Source organism: Arthrobacter sp. AOP29-A2-19 (assembly GCF_058138025.1).
In genome coordinates, this window is record NZ_CM176894.1 from 2,816,214 (window position 1) to 2,830,626 (window position 14,413).

The 14,413-nt window shown below is 67.9% G+C and carries 13 protein-coding genes; 4 read left to right on the forward strand and 9 right to left on the reverse strand.

Features of this window, described 5'->3' with window-relative positions; genetic code table 11:
* The first annotated feature begins 62 nt into the window (after window positions 1–62).
* Window positions 63–2,390, forward strand: coding sequence for an Rv1352/Rv1906c domain-containing protein (locus AC3ZJJ_RS13015; RefSeq protein ID WP_489892237.1), 2,328 nt, complete (start codon window positions 63–65; stop codon window positions 2,388–2,390).
* 45 nt (window positions 2,391–2,435) lie between these two features.
* Here AC3ZJJ_RS13015 and AC3ZJJ_RS13020 read toward each other — a convergent pair whose 3' ends face one another.
* The 5 genes from AC3ZJJ_RS13020 to AC3ZJJ_RS13040 form a co-directional block, all read right to left on the reverse strand.
* Complete coding sequence (locus AC3ZJJ_RS13020; protein WP_489892238.1) at window positions 2,436–3,104, reverse strand: nucleoside/nucleotide kinase family protein; 669 nt, start codon at window positions 3,102–3,104, stop codon at window positions 2,436–2,438.
* An 8-nt stretch (window positions 3,105–3,112) separates the two neighbouring features.
* Window positions 3,113–3,997 carry a PfkB family carbohydrate kinase gene (locus AC3ZJJ_RS13025; RefSeq protein WP_489892239.1) on the reverse strand — a complete coding sequence of 295 codons (885 nt, stop codon included), beginning with the start codon at window positions 3,995–3,997 and terminating at the stop codon, window positions 3,113–3,115.
* A 55-nt stretch (window positions 3,998–4,052) separates the two neighbouring features.
* Window positions 4,053–4,853: an ATP-binding cassette domain-containing protein gene (locus AC3ZJJ_RS13030; RefSeq protein WP_489892240.1), complete on the reverse strand. Its 801-nt coding sequence runs from the start codon at window positions 4,851–4,853 to the stop codon at window positions 4,053–4,055.
* Window positions 4,850–5,845: an ABC transporter permease gene (locus AC3ZJJ_RS13035; RefSeq protein ID WP_489892241.1), complete on the reverse strand. Its 996-nt coding sequence runs from the start codon at window positions 5,843–5,845 to the stop codon at window positions 4,850–4,852. The genes AC3ZJJ_RS13030 and AC3ZJJ_RS13035 overlap by 4 nt, the downstream gene beginning before the upstream one ends.
* A 72-nt stretch (window positions 5,846–5,917) precedes the next feature.
* The gene (locus AC3ZJJ_RS13040) at window positions 5,918–6,937 is read right to left on the reverse strand and encodes a substrate-binding domain-containing protein (protein WP_489892242.1); all 1,020 of its coding nucleotides are present in this window, start codon (window positions 6,935–6,937) and stop codon (window positions 5,918–5,920) included.
* Window positions 6,938–7,099: 162 nt separating this feature from the next.
* On the opposite strand from AC3ZJJ_RS13040, the gene AC3ZJJ_RS13045 reads away from it, so the two are divergent.
* The gene (locus tag AC3ZJJ_RS13045; protein ID WP_489892243.1) at window positions 7,100–8,128 is read left to right on the forward strand and encodes a LacI family DNA-binding transcriptional regulator; all 1,029 of its coding nucleotides are present in this window, start codon (window positions 7,100–7,102) and stop codon (window positions 8,126–8,128) included.
* Window positions 8,129–8,137: 9 nt separating this feature from the next.
* Window positions 8,138–9,160, forward strand: a complete 1,023-nt coding sequence (gene fbaA / locus AC3ZJJ_RS13050) for a class II fructose-bisphosphate aldolase (RefSeq protein WP_489892244.1) — start codon at window positions 8,138–8,140, stop codon at window positions 9,158–9,160.
* 73 nt (window positions 9,161–9,233) lie between these two features.
* Here fbaA and AC3ZJJ_RS13055 read toward each other — a convergent pair whose 3' ends face one another.
* Window positions 9,234–10,472: a cobalamin-independent methionine synthase II family protein gene (locus AC3ZJJ_RS13055; protein ID WP_489892245.1), complete on the reverse strand. Its 1,239-nt coding sequence runs from the start codon at window positions 10,470–10,472 to the stop codon at window positions 9,234–9,236.
* A gap of 472 nt (window positions 10,473–10,944) precedes the next feature.
* On the opposite strand from AC3ZJJ_RS13055, the gene AC3ZJJ_RS13060 reads away from it, so the two are divergent.
* Window positions 10,945–11,079 carry a hypothetical protein gene (locus AC3ZJJ_RS13060; RefSeq protein WP_489895907.1) on the forward strand — a complete coding sequence of 45 codons (135 nt, stop codon included), beginning with the start codon at window positions 10,945–10,947 and terminating at the stop codon, window positions 11,077–11,079.
* Between the two features lie 75 nt (window positions 11,080–11,154).
* Here the strand turns inward: AC3ZJJ_RS13060 and AC3ZJJ_RS13065 are convergent, their stop codons facing one another.
* From AC3ZJJ_RS13065 to AC3ZJJ_RS13075, 3 genes are all read right to left on the reverse strand, one after another.
* Window positions 11,155–12,288 (reverse strand): class I SAM-dependent methyltransferase, encoded by a 1,134-nt coding sequence (locus AC3ZJJ_RS13065; protein ID WP_489892246.1) that lies wholly within the window; start codon window positions 12,286–12,288, stop codon window positions 11,155–11,157.
* Window positions 12,206–12,574 carry a hypothetical protein gene (locus AC3ZJJ_RS13070; RefSeq protein WP_489892247.1) on the reverse strand — a complete coding sequence of 123 codons (369 nt, stop codon included), beginning with the start codon at window positions 12,572–12,574 and terminating at the stop codon, window positions 12,206–12,208. Before AC3ZJJ_RS13070 ends, AC3ZJJ_RS13065 begins: the two co-directional genes overlap by 83 nt.
* Window positions 12,575–12,747: 173 nt before the next feature.
* Window positions 12,748–14,388 carry a LuxR C-terminal-related transcriptional regulator gene (locus AC3ZJJ_RS13075; protein ID WP_489892248.1) on the reverse strand — a complete coding sequence of 547 codons (1,641 nt, stop codon included), beginning with the start codon at window positions 14,386–14,388 and terminating at the stop codon, window positions 12,748–12,750.
* Window positions 14,389–14,413: the final 25 nt, after the last annotated feature.

A 14,413-nucleotide genomic window follows, 5' to 3' on the forward strand; every position in this document is an offset into this window, starting at 1 on the left:
CCGGTAGCATACGTTGTAGCCCGCACTTCGGGCATCCATTTCGGGGGGAAGAAGAACAACTCATGGCGGATACTTACGCGCGCACTCCTGCGCGCCAATGGTCGACACGATTGGCAAGACAGTCAATCACCGCGGCGGTCGCGGTCTCTTTGATTGGATCAGTTTTTATCGCAGGACCAGCAACTGCGGCAAACCACCCGGCAACAATTTCGTCGGATGTTGCCGACGAGACGCCCATTGGCGTTTCCACTGACCCGGTCGCCGATGTGCCACCGATCAACACCGTCGAGCCGACTATTTCCGGAACCCTGCTTGTGGGCTCCGAACTTTCCGCCTTTGAGGGCACATGGTCAAGTGGCGCGGAGCTAAGCCGCCAGTGGCTTCTGGATGGGACAGTCCAGCCTGTCCAGTGGCGCGAAGGAAACCTGTCAGGCTCAGACACCGTTGGCGGCACTCCCTTCCTCATCCCGGCGGAGGCCGTGGGGAAGACGCTGTCGCTCCGCATCGTGGCCGCGAACGACTCTGGCGAAACGACGGCCACCGTGGTCGCGGGAATCGTCGGTATGGCATCGTTTGTCGCTTCTCCGACGCCCACACTGTCCGGCAGCGGCGCAGTCGGCACGCAACTGGAGGCCGTGGCAGGGGCGTGGGCGCCGTCTGCAGACGTCTCCTACCTCTGGTTCCGCAATGGCAGCGCAATCTCGAACGCCACTGCTTCCATCTATACCGTGACCGCGGCGGATGCCGGCCAAGCACTGCGCGTACGTGTCCGCGCGAGCAAGCCCGGGTACGCGACCCTCGAGCGTTACTCCAAGGAGACATTGGGGCGCGACGGCGCTTTTTCCGTCACTCCAACTCCTGGCACCACAGGTGCGGTCCGCGTGGGGAACCGTGTGTCCGCCTTGCCAGGCACTTGGATTCCCGCCGCGGCTTTGGGCTACCAGTGGTACCGCAACGGATCGGCAATCCCCGGGGCGACATCCTCAAGCTACGTGCCCACATCGGCGGACCGCGGCGGGAAATTGAAGGTCCGAGTCACGGGTTCAACCGTCGGCTACGCGGCCAACGCTCGTTTTTCAGTGGAGAAGACGGTCGCTAATGGCCAATTCACGAGTCCTCCAGTCCCGGCCATCTCCGGAACCGCGCGCGTGGGCAGCAAGTTGACGGTCAAGCCCGGGACCTGGGTGCCGAGCGCCACACTCGGATACCAGTGGTACCGCAATAACGTACCGATCGGCAGCGCAACAAGGTCCACGTACGTTCCCACATCCTTGGACCGGGGCAAGAACATCAAGGTGCGGGTGCGTGCCTCCAAGGCTGGATTCACGAGTCTCACCCGCGATTCCTCCCAGAAGGCAATCGGATACGGTGCATTTGTCCCGAGCAAGAAGCTGACGATTTCCGGGACTGCCCGCTACGGAAGCACTCTTCGGGCTTCTGTGGGTGTCCCATCCGGAACGAAGCTGTCCTACCAGTGGTACCGGTCCGGTCAACCCGTCAAGGGCGCCACGGGCGCCTCTCTCCGGCTCGGATCCTTGGACGTCGGACGTGGTGTGCAGGTACGCCTCACTGCCTCCAAGCCAGGGTACAGCGCATTGAAACTCTCCTCGGCGACAGTGACTATTGGCAAGGCCGTCAACAGGGCTACCGCCCTGCCGAGGCTCTCCGGCTCGAAATCGACGGGGTCCACCCTGACGGTGAGCCCTGGAACCTATTCGGTCAAGCCCTCGTCCTACACCTACCAGTGGCTGCGGGATGACAAGAGCATCGGCGGCGCAACAAGAAGCGGTTACCGGCTCACATCGTCCGACAACGGCAAGAAGATCAGCGTTCGCGTGACTGCAAAACGGGCCAATTACACCAACGTGACGGCAACAAGTGCCGCTGTGAACATTCCCGTTCCCGTGCGGACCGTTATCAGCCGCGATGGCACCTACCGGGTGGGGACGCAAATCAAGCCCGGACTATATAAGGCAACCGGCGCGGGCCGTGGCTGTTACTGGGAGAGGACAAGTGGCTTTTCGGGGGGACTGGACGACATCAACGCGAACTACTTCGGAACCGCCAACACCTACGTCCGAATTTTGGCCAGCGACGTCGGCTTCAAGACCGACGAATGCGGCACGTGGACAACTGTGAGGTCAACGGGATCCAACGCAACGAAGATCACCAAGGACGGCACCTACCGCGTTGGGGTCGACATCAAGCCGGGCACCTACGTTGGTCAAACCGGTGGCTCGGGCTGCTACTGGGCCATCCTTGACGACTTCACCGAGGATTTTGAAGACCTCGTCGACAACTACTACGGATCGGGCTGGACCATCGTGGATGTCCCAAGCTCAGCGAGAGGCTTCCAAGTCAGCGGTTGCGGGACACTGACACGACAGTGACCTTGGGATGGGCGGGTCGCTTGACGGCGCCCCGCCCATCAAGCCTCAGCTGGCCAGGTCCGTCACAACACGGAGCACACGGTCGGCCCGCACCGCGCTCCGCCCGATGAGCTCCGCGTTGACCTCGTCGGTGCCCAGCGCCCACGCGGCCGCCTCCTCGGGCGCCTTGCCGAACTCCATGTGCCGGCGGATCAGCCGCTCGTGCCGCAGGTCCGTCGGCGGCTCGAGGTACCAGGACGTGTCCAGGCAGGCGGCGGCCCGTCCCCACACGTCATCGTCGTGGAGCAGGTAGTTGCCCTCCACGACCACCAGGGGCGTCTCCCACCCGACGGGGTTCGCGCAGGCGATGGGCTCCTCGATCTCTCGTCGGAAGACCGGTGCGTAGATGACTGGGTCCGCGTCGGTCTGCGCGGCGATGCGCTCCAGCAGCAGGGCGCACCCCATCGCGTCGAAGGTGTCGATCGCTCCCTTGCGGTTCCGCTTGCCCTGCGCCACAAGCACGGTGTTGGCGAGGTGGAAACCGTCCATCGGCACCAGCGTCGCCAGCGCCGGGCCCAGGGCGGAAACGACGGCGCCCGCCAGCGTGGACTTGCCGGAACCCGGCGCCCCCACGATTCCCAGGATGTGCCGCTGTCCGGGTACGGCGAGGCCGCGCGCGTGGGCCAGCAACTCCTCGAAGCCAACCTCCCGTACGATCGCCCCGCCCTGTTCCATGGATCGTTTCACCGCGTCGCCGTTTCCGTTGTCCTGAAGCCACTGAGTCTCTCGAGCCACGCTACTTGCCCCCGGACCTGAACGCGTTCCCCGGCGGCTTCCGCCGCGAAGCGCAGCGCCTCCGCGAAGGCGACCCCGCCACGGGCGACGGCGTGCGCATAGGCGCCGTGGAAGACGTCCCCGGCGCCTAGCGTATCCACCGCAGGCACCGTGTCGACGGCGAGCCGGCCGGTCCCGGACGCCGTTCCATCCGCGTGCCGTTCGGCCCACAGCACGCTGTCCTCGCCGCGGGTGATGGCCGCACGCCGCACTCCGCGAGAGATCAGGCCCGCCAGGAGCGCGTCGGGGCCGTCGACGCCGGGCATCCGGAAATCGGACGAACAGACGACGTCGTCCGCCAGCCCCAGAAGCTCGGCCATCACCGGCTTCCAGCGGCCGGCGTCCACAATCACCCGGACTCCGGCGGCGCGCGCCTGCCGCGCCGCCCAGAGGGCGAGCTCGGGATGGTGCCCGTCGACGAGGAGCGCCCCGCAGCCCTCGAGGTCGGCCTCGCGGTCGGGGATGCGGACCCCCATGCCCGTTCCGTCGGTCGAGACGATGGTCCGGTCGGCCGTCCCCTCGGTGAGGAGGATGCTCGACAGCGCCGGGACGGCGTTGTGGTCCGCGAGGTCTTGAACGGCGACGCCACGGGACTCGAGCGTCCCCCGGATCGCTTCACCCACCGTGCCGCGGCCAAGCCCGGTGGTTAGCCTGGCGGACCCACCCAGCGCGGCGTGCGCCAGGGCGGCGTTGGTGGCGGGCCCACCCGCCGAGATCTCGTGCCACGTCGCGGTGACCTTGTCGTTGGGGCCGGGCCAGTCGGACACCTGCTGGACCACGTCGAGTGTCGCCAAGCCGACGAACCACGCCCATGCGGCCGGCGCCCCTTTGGGGCGGCCGGCAGATCCGTCAGGCCCCACCGTTCTTTTCCTCCTCGGTCGGCTCGAGCGCTCCCGTCATCAGCGCCACGACCTCGGCCATGTCGCGCTCCCGCGGACTCACGACGGCGGCGCGGCGGCCCAGCCGGTGGATGTGGATCCTGTCGGCAACCTCGAACACGTTGGGCATGTCGTGGCTGATCAGTACCACGGGAATACCGCGGTCCCGGATCTTGCGGATCAGTTCGATCACCATCCCCGTCTCACGGACGCCCAGCGCCGCCGTCGGCTCGTCCATCACGATCACTCGCTTGCCAAACGCGGCGGTGCGCACCACGGCCACTCCTTGGCGTTGGCCGCCGGAGAGGGTCTCCACGTTTTGGGTGACGGACTTGATGCCGATCTTGAGGTCCGCGAGGTGGCCGGATGCCTCTTGGCGCATCCGCTTCTTGTCCAGTTGCCGGAAGACCGAGCCCAGGATTCCGGGCTTTCGGATTTCGCGGCCCAGAAAGACGTTGGAGGCGATGTCCAGTGCGGGGATGACGGCCAGATCCTGGTACACGGTCTCGATGCCGCTGGCCCTGGCCTCGAGTGTGCTCTTGAAGTGGACCTCGTGCCCGTCGAGGATGATGGTGCCCTCGTCCGGAACCAGCGCGCCGGTCAGCGCCTTGATCAGGCTCGACTTTCCGGCACCGTTGTCGCCGATGACCGCCAACACCTCTCCCGCCCGGAGGTCGAAGTCCGCGCCGTTGATCGCCGTCACGCTGCCATAGCGCTTGACGAGTCCCCGCGCGCGCAGCACGGTGTCCGTTTGTGTGCTCGCGGTGCTCATGCCGCCCTCCTGCGTGCGATTTGGTCGAGCGTCACGGCCGCGATGACCAGGATGCCCGTTGCGATGTTCTGGTAGAGGGCGTCCACGCCGGCCGCGGTCAGGCCGCTGCGCAGGACGCTGACGATGAGCATTCCGAACAGCGTTCCGAACACGCTGCCCCGGCCTCCGAAAAGGCTGGTTCCGCCGATGACGACGGCCGTGATGGTTTCGAGGTTGGCTTGCTGGAAGGCGTTGGGGTCCGCGACGGGAATGCGGCCCATGGCCGCCCACGCGGCGGCCGCCGCGATGAGGCCGGCGAGCGCGTAGACCATGAACAGCGTCTTGCGCGTCTTGATGCCCACCAGGTCCGCCGCCTGCGGATTGCCGCCGACCGCGTAGATGTGCTGCCCCGTGGCGGTCTGTGTGAGCAGGTACCAGACCAGAACGTAGACCAGGAGCATCGCGACGACGCCGTAGGTCGTCCGGAAGATCCCCAGGTCGAGGGTCTCGCCGAGCGCGGTCTGGATGCCGTCGATGGCCGCGTACGTCTGCGATCCCGCATAGAGCTGGGTAGCGGCGAAGAAGACGGTGAACGTGCCGAGCGTGACGATGAACGGCGGAAGCCTGAGCACGGACACGAGCAGGCCGTTGACCGAACCCGCGGCGACACACACCACCACGGTCGCCAGCAGTCCGACGACGGGGCCGTTTTCGGCGCCGACCTTTGCCATCACAAGGGTTCCGAGGATGGCGACGGCGCCAATCGAAAGGTCGATGCCGCCGGTGAGGATGATCAGCGTTTGGCCAACTGCCAGGATGCCGATCACCACGGACTGTTGGAGCAGGAGCGAGAGGTTGCCGGTGGACAGGAAGTTGTCGGTCGCGAAGCTGAAAACCACGACGGCGATCAGGAGCGCGGCCAGCGGGCCCAGCAGTGGCTGCCGGAGGATTTCCCGAAGCCGTGCGCCCCTCACTGCCGAGGCGGGGACGGTTTCGGTTGGTGTGGTCGTCATGTCGGTCTCCAGTCGGGCGTGGGGGCCAAGGCCCCCACGCCGCGGTCAGTTGGGGTGTGTGGCGGCGGGGGGTTAGCCCCAGCAGTTCTCCAGGCCCCATTCGGTGTTCTGGGACTCGATGCCGTCGATCGGCGTGTTGGTGATGATGACCGTTCCGGTGTCGGTGAAGCCGGTCGGCTTGGTTCCGGAGGACGCGTATTCGACGACCGCCTTGACTCCCTCGGCGGCCATCTTGCCGGGGAACTGCATGACCGTGGCGCCGATGATGCCCTTCTCCACGTTCTCGACGCCCGTGCAGCTGCCGTCGATCGAGCCGATGACAATCTGGTCTTCCTTGCCGGCCGACTTGATCGCCTGGTACGCGCCGGCCGCCGCGGGCTCGTTGATCGTGTAGAGGGCGTTGGCGTCGGGAACGCGCTGCAACAGGTTTTCCATGGCGGTCTGCGCCTTGGTCTGGTCCCCGTTGGTGTTCTCCTGGCCCTTGATCTCCGGGGCACCCTCCTCCAGTCCCATGCCTTCGAGGAAACCGTCGTGGCGGAAGGTGTCCACGGTGCCTCCGGGGGTGCCGTCGAGGAGGATGACGCTCGGGTCCTTGCCTTCCAGCGCGGCCTTGACGTAGCTCCCCTGAAGCACGCCGGCCTTCTTGTTGTCTGTGGCGAACGTTGCGTCGACCGCGTCCTCGGGCTCCGTGGCGGTGTCCAGCGCGATCACCACGACTCCGGCCTCGCGCGCCTTCTCGATGGCCGCCAGGATCCCGGTGGAGGAATTGGGTGTGATCAGGATGCCCTTCACGCCCTGCGCCACGAGGTTCTCGATGGCCGCCACCTGGCCCTCGTTGTCTCCGTCGAACTTGCCCGCCAGCGCGACGACCTCGGCGTTCTCCCCGCCCGCCGCCTCCTGCGCCGCCTCGCGCAGCTTGACGAAGAACGGGTTGGTGTCCGTCTTGGTCACGAGGCCGATCTTGACGGGCTCGGACGTGTCGCCCGACGCGCCGGAGGCACCGGCGTCGTTCCCGGCAGAGCCGCAGGCCCCCAATGTGATCGCCAGGAGGCCGGCGGAAGCGACGCCGATGACCTTGGTGAAAACCTTCATGATGACTCCCTTGTCGGTGAAGCGCTGTGGTCGGCGATGTGGCGTGCGTCACTCGCCCGTTCGGCCACAGTAAGTGCGTACAAGCGCTTGCGCAAGCGCTTGCGTGAAATTGCTCACACCGCCCTATAGTTGCCGTATGCAGCGTTGCCGAAGGAGGTTTCCATGACCACCATGATCGACGTCGCGCGCCTGGCCGGGGTCTCGGGCTCCACGGTTTCCCACGTCCTGAACGGCACGCGCCCCGTCAGCGACGACGTCCGGCGGCGGGTGGACGACGCGATCCGGGAGACCGGCTACCGGCGCAACGGCCTGGCCCGTTCGCTCGCCACCCAGCGCACGCAGACGCTGGGTCTTGCCATCTCCGTCCTCAGCAATCCGTACTTCGGGAGCCTGGTGAACACGATCGAGAAGGCCGCCACAGCGGCGGGCTACACGATCGTCCTCGCCGACACGCACGACGATCCGGAGCGCGAGCTCGGCGCCGTCGGCTCGCTTCTGGACCGACAGATCGACGGACTGCTGCTGGCGCCCGCCGCCGGGGACGGCGCCGAGAGCCGCGTCCTGTCCATCATCCGGGCCTCGCACACCCCGCTGGTGATGATCGACCGCTTCGTGGACTACCCCTGCGACCAGTTCGCCCCCGAGAACCACGAGCCGGTCCGCGAACTGACGCGGCACGTGATTGATCTGGGACACCGGCGCATCGGTGCCATCACCGGCGTCGAGGGGCTGAGCACCACGCGCGAGCGCACCGAGGGCTTCCACAGCGCCTTGCGGGACGGTGGCCTCGACCCGTCGTCCGCGCTCGTCGAGTCCGGCCAGTCCACCGTCCGCGGCGCCTACGACGCGGCGCGGCGCATGCTGCAGTCCCCGCGGCCCCCCACCGCCATCGTCAGCCTCAACAACGCCATGACCATCGGCGTTATGCAGGCCCTCAGGGAGCGCGCGCTCAAGGTTCCCCGGGACGTGGCGCTGGTCGGCTTCGACGATTTCGAGTGGGCCGACTCGTTCGAACCCCGGCTGACCACCATGGCGCAGGACATCGAGACGATGGGGTCGCGGGCCATCCGGACACTCCTGGAGAGGGTGTCCGGAGCCGATGCCCCGTTCGTCTCCGAGAGCATCAAGCCCTTTTTCAAACACCGCGATTCGTGCGGGTGCAACACCACGACCACCGTCAGCGCAACGTAGGAGCCAGCCATGCCGATCGCGTCACCCGACCAGTACTCAGCCCTGATCCGCGGCGCCAAAGCCGACGGGTATGCCCTGCCCGCCATCAACGTGACGTCGTCGCAGACGCTGAACGCGGCACTCGATGGTTTCGCCGAGGCGGAGAGCGACGGGATCATCCAAATCTCGTTGGGGACCGCACTCTACCTCTCCGGCCGCCGAGTCCGGGATCGGGTCGCCGGCACGCTCGCGCTGGCCGCCTACGCGCACGAGGTTGCCGCCAAGTATCCGGTCACGGTCGCGCTCCACACGGACCACTGCCCGGAGGAAAACCTGGACGATTGGGTCCGCCCACTGCTGGCCCACTCCACCGACAGGGTGCGCCGCGGCCTGGATCCGCTGGTTCAGTCGCACATGTGGGACGGCTCGGCCGTGCCGCTGGAGCACAATCTGGACGTCGCCGCGGAACTCCTCGAGCTGTCCAGGGCGGCCAAGACGATCCTGGAGATCGAGGTGGGGGTCGTCGGCGGGGAGGAGGACGGCATCACGGGCGCCATGGACGAAAAAATGTACACCACGGTCGGGGACGCCCGGGCGACCATCGACCGTCTCGGCGCGGGAGAGGACGGCGAATACCTGACCGCGCTGACCTTCGGCAACGTCCATGGCGTCTACAAGCCGGGCGGGGTGCACCTGCGCCCGGGGCTTCTGGGCGACATCCAGTCCACGATCGGCTCTGAAACCGGCAAGGACAAGCCGTTCAACCTGGTCTTCCACGGCGGCTCGGGCTCCAGCCCGGAAGAGATCGCCGAGGCCGTCGCGCACGGCACGGTGAAAATGAACATCGACACCGACACCCAATACGCGTTCACGCGGTCCATCGCCGGGCACATGCTCCGCAACTACGACTCCGTGCTGAAGGTCGACGGCGAGGTGGGCGACAAAAAGCACTACGACCCCCGGAGTTGGGGCAAGCCCGCCGAGGCCGCCATGGCCGCGCGCGTGGTCGAGGCCGCGGTGCAGCTCGGGTCCGCTGGGCGGGCGCGGAGCTAGGCGCCCGCACCGCGGCGGCGAGGCGGCGCCACCCCCCCGAGGGGACGGGGCCGCCTCGCCGGCGGTGGCCCAACTAGACGCTTGCCCCCGAGCGGGAGAAGAGCCGGTTCGTGGCGATCTGCGCGCCGCGCCCCAGCGACTCCAGCTTCGCCGCGGCGATCTGCGGGTGGATGCGCCCCCCGAGGCCGCAGTCCGTGGACGCGACGACGTTTTCGCGGCCGACCAGTCCCGCGAAGCGCTCGATGCGCTGCGCCACCAGTTCCGGGTGTTCGACGACGTTCGTCGCGTGGGAGACGACGCCGGGGACCAGGACCTTTCCGGCGGGAAGCGCGGTGTCCTGCCACACGGTCCATTCGTGCTCGTGGCGGACGTTGCCGGCCTCGAAGGAGTAGGCGCCCGCGTTGATTCCCAGCACCAGGTCCACGATGTTGCGGAACTCGATGTCGGTGGTGTGCGGGCCGTGCCACGAACCCCAACACACGTGGAACCGGACCTGCTCCTCGGGCAGGCCGCGCAGTGCGTAGTTCAGCGCGTCGACCCGGATCCGCGTGAAGCGCTGGTAGTCCTCGACGGTGGGGGCCGGATTGATCTGGTCCCAGTTCTCCGCGATGGAGGGATCGTCGATCTGCACGATCAGGCCCGCGTCGACGATCGCGCGGTACTCCTCGCGCAACACGTCGGCCCACGCGTAGATGAACTCCTCCTCCGTGGCGTAGTGGTCGTTGCCGATCCGGCTGGCGGACCCGGGCGAAAGCGCGGTGATGAAGCCGGTGGACACGTCGGCCGCGGCCAGACCGGCCTTCAGGTTCGCGATGTCGCTGGCCAGGGCCTGGTGCCCGGAGTAGGAGATCGGCCCTGTCGCGGACGGGAACGCCGTCGCGTTCTTGCCGATCTGGATCCCGCTCTCCGGATCCTGGTAGGCCTCGGCGAACCGGGTCCAGTCGCGCCGGTCCGCGAACGAGGTCAGCCTGATGTTCCCCGGCTCGCTGCGCACCGCGGCAGACAGGATGGGGTTGAACTCCGTCAGCTCCAGGCCCGCCGTGCGCTGGAAGCTGTACGTCCACCACGCGCCGTAGTCGACGGCGTTGGACATGGCCTTGCCGTACTCTCCGTCGCCGGGGATGGTGATGCCGAGGTCCTTCTGGCGCCGGACCAGGTCCACCACCGCGTCGGTGAGCAGCCCCTCGAACTCGGGCGTCCGCGCCAGCGTGAAGCCGTCCTCGCCGAACGTGCGCGCCGCGTTGGCCGCGATGAGTTCGGGGGTGCGCGGCAGCGACCCCGCGTGGCTGGTGTGAATGCGATCGATCGTCATGGCTCGTTCCTTTCCATCGGTCCTGCCATTAGCACCTTTCCGGAAGGAATGTCCGGGGGAAGCTGCAGCGTCGTTGAGGCAGGTCTCTCGGCTGCTCTGGATGGCGTGGCTTAGGGCTCTAAATCCACCGGCGGCGCGGGTGCGCCCCCTCCACGGCCAGCGGCCGAGCACCAGCGGAGGGGCTGGAACCATGATGGCCGAGGGCCGGAGGGTCCGCGAGCCGCCCCCGCAACATTGCCGAGCAATTCGTCATGTGACGCCGGGATACGCACGCGGGGGCCGAAGGTGACGCGCGCGCGTCACACAAGGCACGGCGAGCGCCCGCTGCGCGAGGCCGACCCCTCACCGGTAACTTTTTCTATATTTAAAGACATTTTTATAGTTAAAAAGATAATCTTTTTTTATTTATCGAGTTCTTTAAAAGCCTAAAAGGAGATAGTCTTGACGGACGCACCTGAAAGGGGTGATCAAGTTGTCAGGAAAGTCCCCCCGAAGTTCGGACGCCAAGAAGTCGGGCAAGTCCATCCTCGAGAAGCGCGCGGAAAAGCGCGCCAAGGCCGAGTCCAGCGACACGCTCTTCTCGAAGCCGCGCAAGAACCAGCGCTAACCCGCAGGACGATGGCGGGGCGCACGTCGCGTGCGGCCCGCCATCGGCGCTGCCGGCCGACCCCGGCGCGATCCGCTACTTCCGGGCGATGTAGTACGCGTTGAAGGGGTCCGATTCCACGTCGCGCACCTCGACGTTGCCGAAGCCCGCCTCGGCGAGCATCCGCAGCGCCAACTGCCCGCCCCATACGGTTCCCAGGCCGTCACCGCCCAGGGCCAGCGAGACGCTCATGCAGTGGAACATCGAGATCGCGTAGAGGTAGCTTCCCCACGCAAGGCCGATGTTCTCCTCCACGCTGCTGGACGCCTTGATGTCCACCATCAGGAAGGCACCCCCGGGCCGCAGGGCCCGGTGGACGTTCTCCAGCACCCGAGCGGGGTGCGCCTGGTCGTGGATCGCGTCGAAGGCGGTGACGGCGTCGTACGCCCCTGCCGCGTCCAGCCGGGCGACGTCGAACACCTCGAACCGCGCGTTGGACAGTCCCATCCGTTCCGCCTCCGCTCGCGCCTCGGCAATGGCGGACCCGGAAAAGTCGTATCCGGTGAACCGGCTGGCCGGGTAGGTCCGGGCCATCAGGTTGACGGCGTGCCCTGCGCCGCAGCCGACGTCGCAGACGTCGATGCCCGCCGCCAGCCGCTCGGGCAGTCCTGCCACCAGCGGCAGTATCCCGTCGATCAGCGCGGCATCGTTCACGGCGGCGCTGGTCTCCGCCATGTTCCTGTGGAAAAGCGGGTAGTCCGAGTAGGGCAGTCCGCCCCCGCGCCGGAACCGCTCGATGATCCTCTGCTCCACCTCGCCCATCATCGAGATGTGCTGCATCAGCAGCGCCATGTTGTTCGCTCCGGCCGCCTTGGTCAGCACTGCGGCGTGCTCCGCCGGCAGCGTGTGGGTGCGGCGGTCCGGGTCGTAAAGCACGACGCCGGCCGCCACCATCCCGCCGAGCCATTCCCTGACGTACCGCTCGTCCAGGCCTCCCGCGTCGGCGAGTTCCCGGCTGGTGGAGCCGGGCAGCACCGCGAGGTTCTCGAAGAGGCCGGTCTGGTGACCGACGCTGGTGAGCAGGGCGATCGCGGCCTGGTTGAGGATGCCCACGTAGCGGTCTGCAAACGCCGCGGCCGCGTCCGCGTCAAAGTCGGGATTGCCCGACAGCAGGCCGGAGCTCTCCAGGCCGGTGGATGACTGCTTGTTGGATGCCAGTTCGGTCGTCATGGTTCAGTCCTTCGGAGTGGGCGGCTCTCCCGTGGCGCACGTACATGGCCAACATGAAGCCTGTGGTGATGAGGTAGAAGCCGTGCAGTGCCCAGATGGGCCCGGCGGGCAGGCTGTAGACGTACACGGCGTGAACGAGGTTGCCGATGTTGGCGAGCAGCAGGTTGCCCAGGCTGTAGGAGGCCAGGTCGCGCGTCCGCACGGCCTTGACCAACATGGGCATCACGCTGCCGGCGAAGACCATGGTCGAGACGCTGCCCGCCAGGACCGCCAGGTCGATCTCCATTGCCGCTGTTCCTTCCGCTTCGGCCGGTTCGTTCACCATCAACGGTAGGAAGCGGGCGCCCGCAGCGAATCGGGCGGACGCCCCATTTTGCGGCGGGCGGGATGGGGCGTTTGATGCAGGGGGCGCGCGCGTGGGGCGGGGCGGTTGCTGGGGGGCGGGGCGGTTGCGCGGCCCTACGGCGTGCGCTCGGGGCGCCGACCGGAGCGCAGCCCGCGCTCGTGCGCCCAGGCCGCGGCCGCGGTCCGGGAGGAGACCCCGATTTTCACGAAGATGTTGGCCAGGTGCCGGCCCACCGTCTTCTCACTGATGAAGAGCGCCTCGGCGGTGGCCCGGTTCGTGGCGCCGGCGGCGATCAGCCCCAGGACATCGGCCTCCCGCGAAGTTAGCCCGCCGGGCAACGGGGCGCCGTCGAGCCGTTGGACATCCGGAAGGGCCCCGAGGCCGCGGTAGATGGCCAGCGCCTTGGCGGCCTCGGCCGAAGCGGCGCCGCGCTCGCCCAGCCCCTCGTGGGCCCGGGCCAGGAGCTCGTGGGTCTTGGCCGTTCCGTAGCGGTCGCCCAAGGTCCGGTAGGCGGCCCCCGCGTCCCGAAGGACCGTGACGGCCTCCGTGTGCCCGGACCGCGCCAACAGCAGGGCCGCCCGCGCGTGCCCGGCCCACGCCCGGAAGCCAGCGGTGCCGTACGCGGCTGCGGTGGTCTCCAGCTCCGCGCACAGCTGTTCGGCCTCGTCGTAGAGGCCCAGCGAGAGCGCCAGCTCGACGGCGGTCCCCAGCAGCCCGGCGGCCGCAAGCCGGTCGCGCCCGGCGAGCGCCGAACAGAGCCCGGACCACGCGTCGTGCCGTTTGCCCTCCGCCTGTTGGAGCAGGGCTTCGCCGGGCTGGGGTTCGGTGCCCAGCTGCCTCGCCTGGTCGTACGCGGCCCGTGCGGCGGGCAGTTCGCCGCGCAGCCGGCGGATCTCGCCCAGCTGGTAGAACGCCTCCCCCGCCACCCAGTTGTTCCTGCCGATGAGCTCGGATCCGCTCCGCTCGATGTCCCCCTCCGCCTGCTCCCAGCTGCCCTCGACGCACAACAGCTGCAGACGGTGGATGCGGCAGATGCCGGAGTAGACGACCTCCCCATGGAACTGCCGGCACCACTGCTCGGTGGCCTGCGTCCACGCGCGCATGCGGGGAAGGTCGGCCAGCGCGTGGCAGGCGTGGATGACCGTGCAGTAGATGTCCCCGGCCCACTCCGGCGGCATCTGCCCCGCCAGGACGGGCAGCATGGCCTCGTCCAGCTGGGCGAAGCCGGCCGCCGCGTCGCCCTCGCGGGCGTCCGCCAGGCCGGACAGGACCAGGCCAAGCGACGTCATCTGCGGCGCGCGCAGCGTCCGGCCCAGCTCGTGCAACCGGTTCGCGGACAGCCGGGTGGGCCGCAGGTCGTTGAAGTCCAGCTCGATCGACGCGTCGAGGTAGAGCAGGTACCCGTGCTCGGCGGACTCCGGGAGGTCCTTGAGGATGCGCCGGGCACGGTTGGCCCATCCGGAGGCTATGACCAGATCACCGCGGATGAACCAGAGCAGACCCAGGTTCAGGGCCTTCATCGCCGCCCGCCGCAGATCGCCCCCGTCCTCGAAGCGGTGGAACACGTCCTCGGAGATCGCCAGGGACTCGCGCACGTCGCCCACCCACCAGGAGGCGCTGCCGAGAAGGTCCAGGTCCTCGGTCGCCAGCTCGCCCCGCATCCGGGCGCGTGCCAGGTCGTGGTTGGCCGTGAGCCAATCGCCGCGGGCGTATGCCGCCCGCGCCGTCCTCAGCAGGGCATCTGTCTCGGCCATCATGGACTCCGCCTCAAAGATAGCC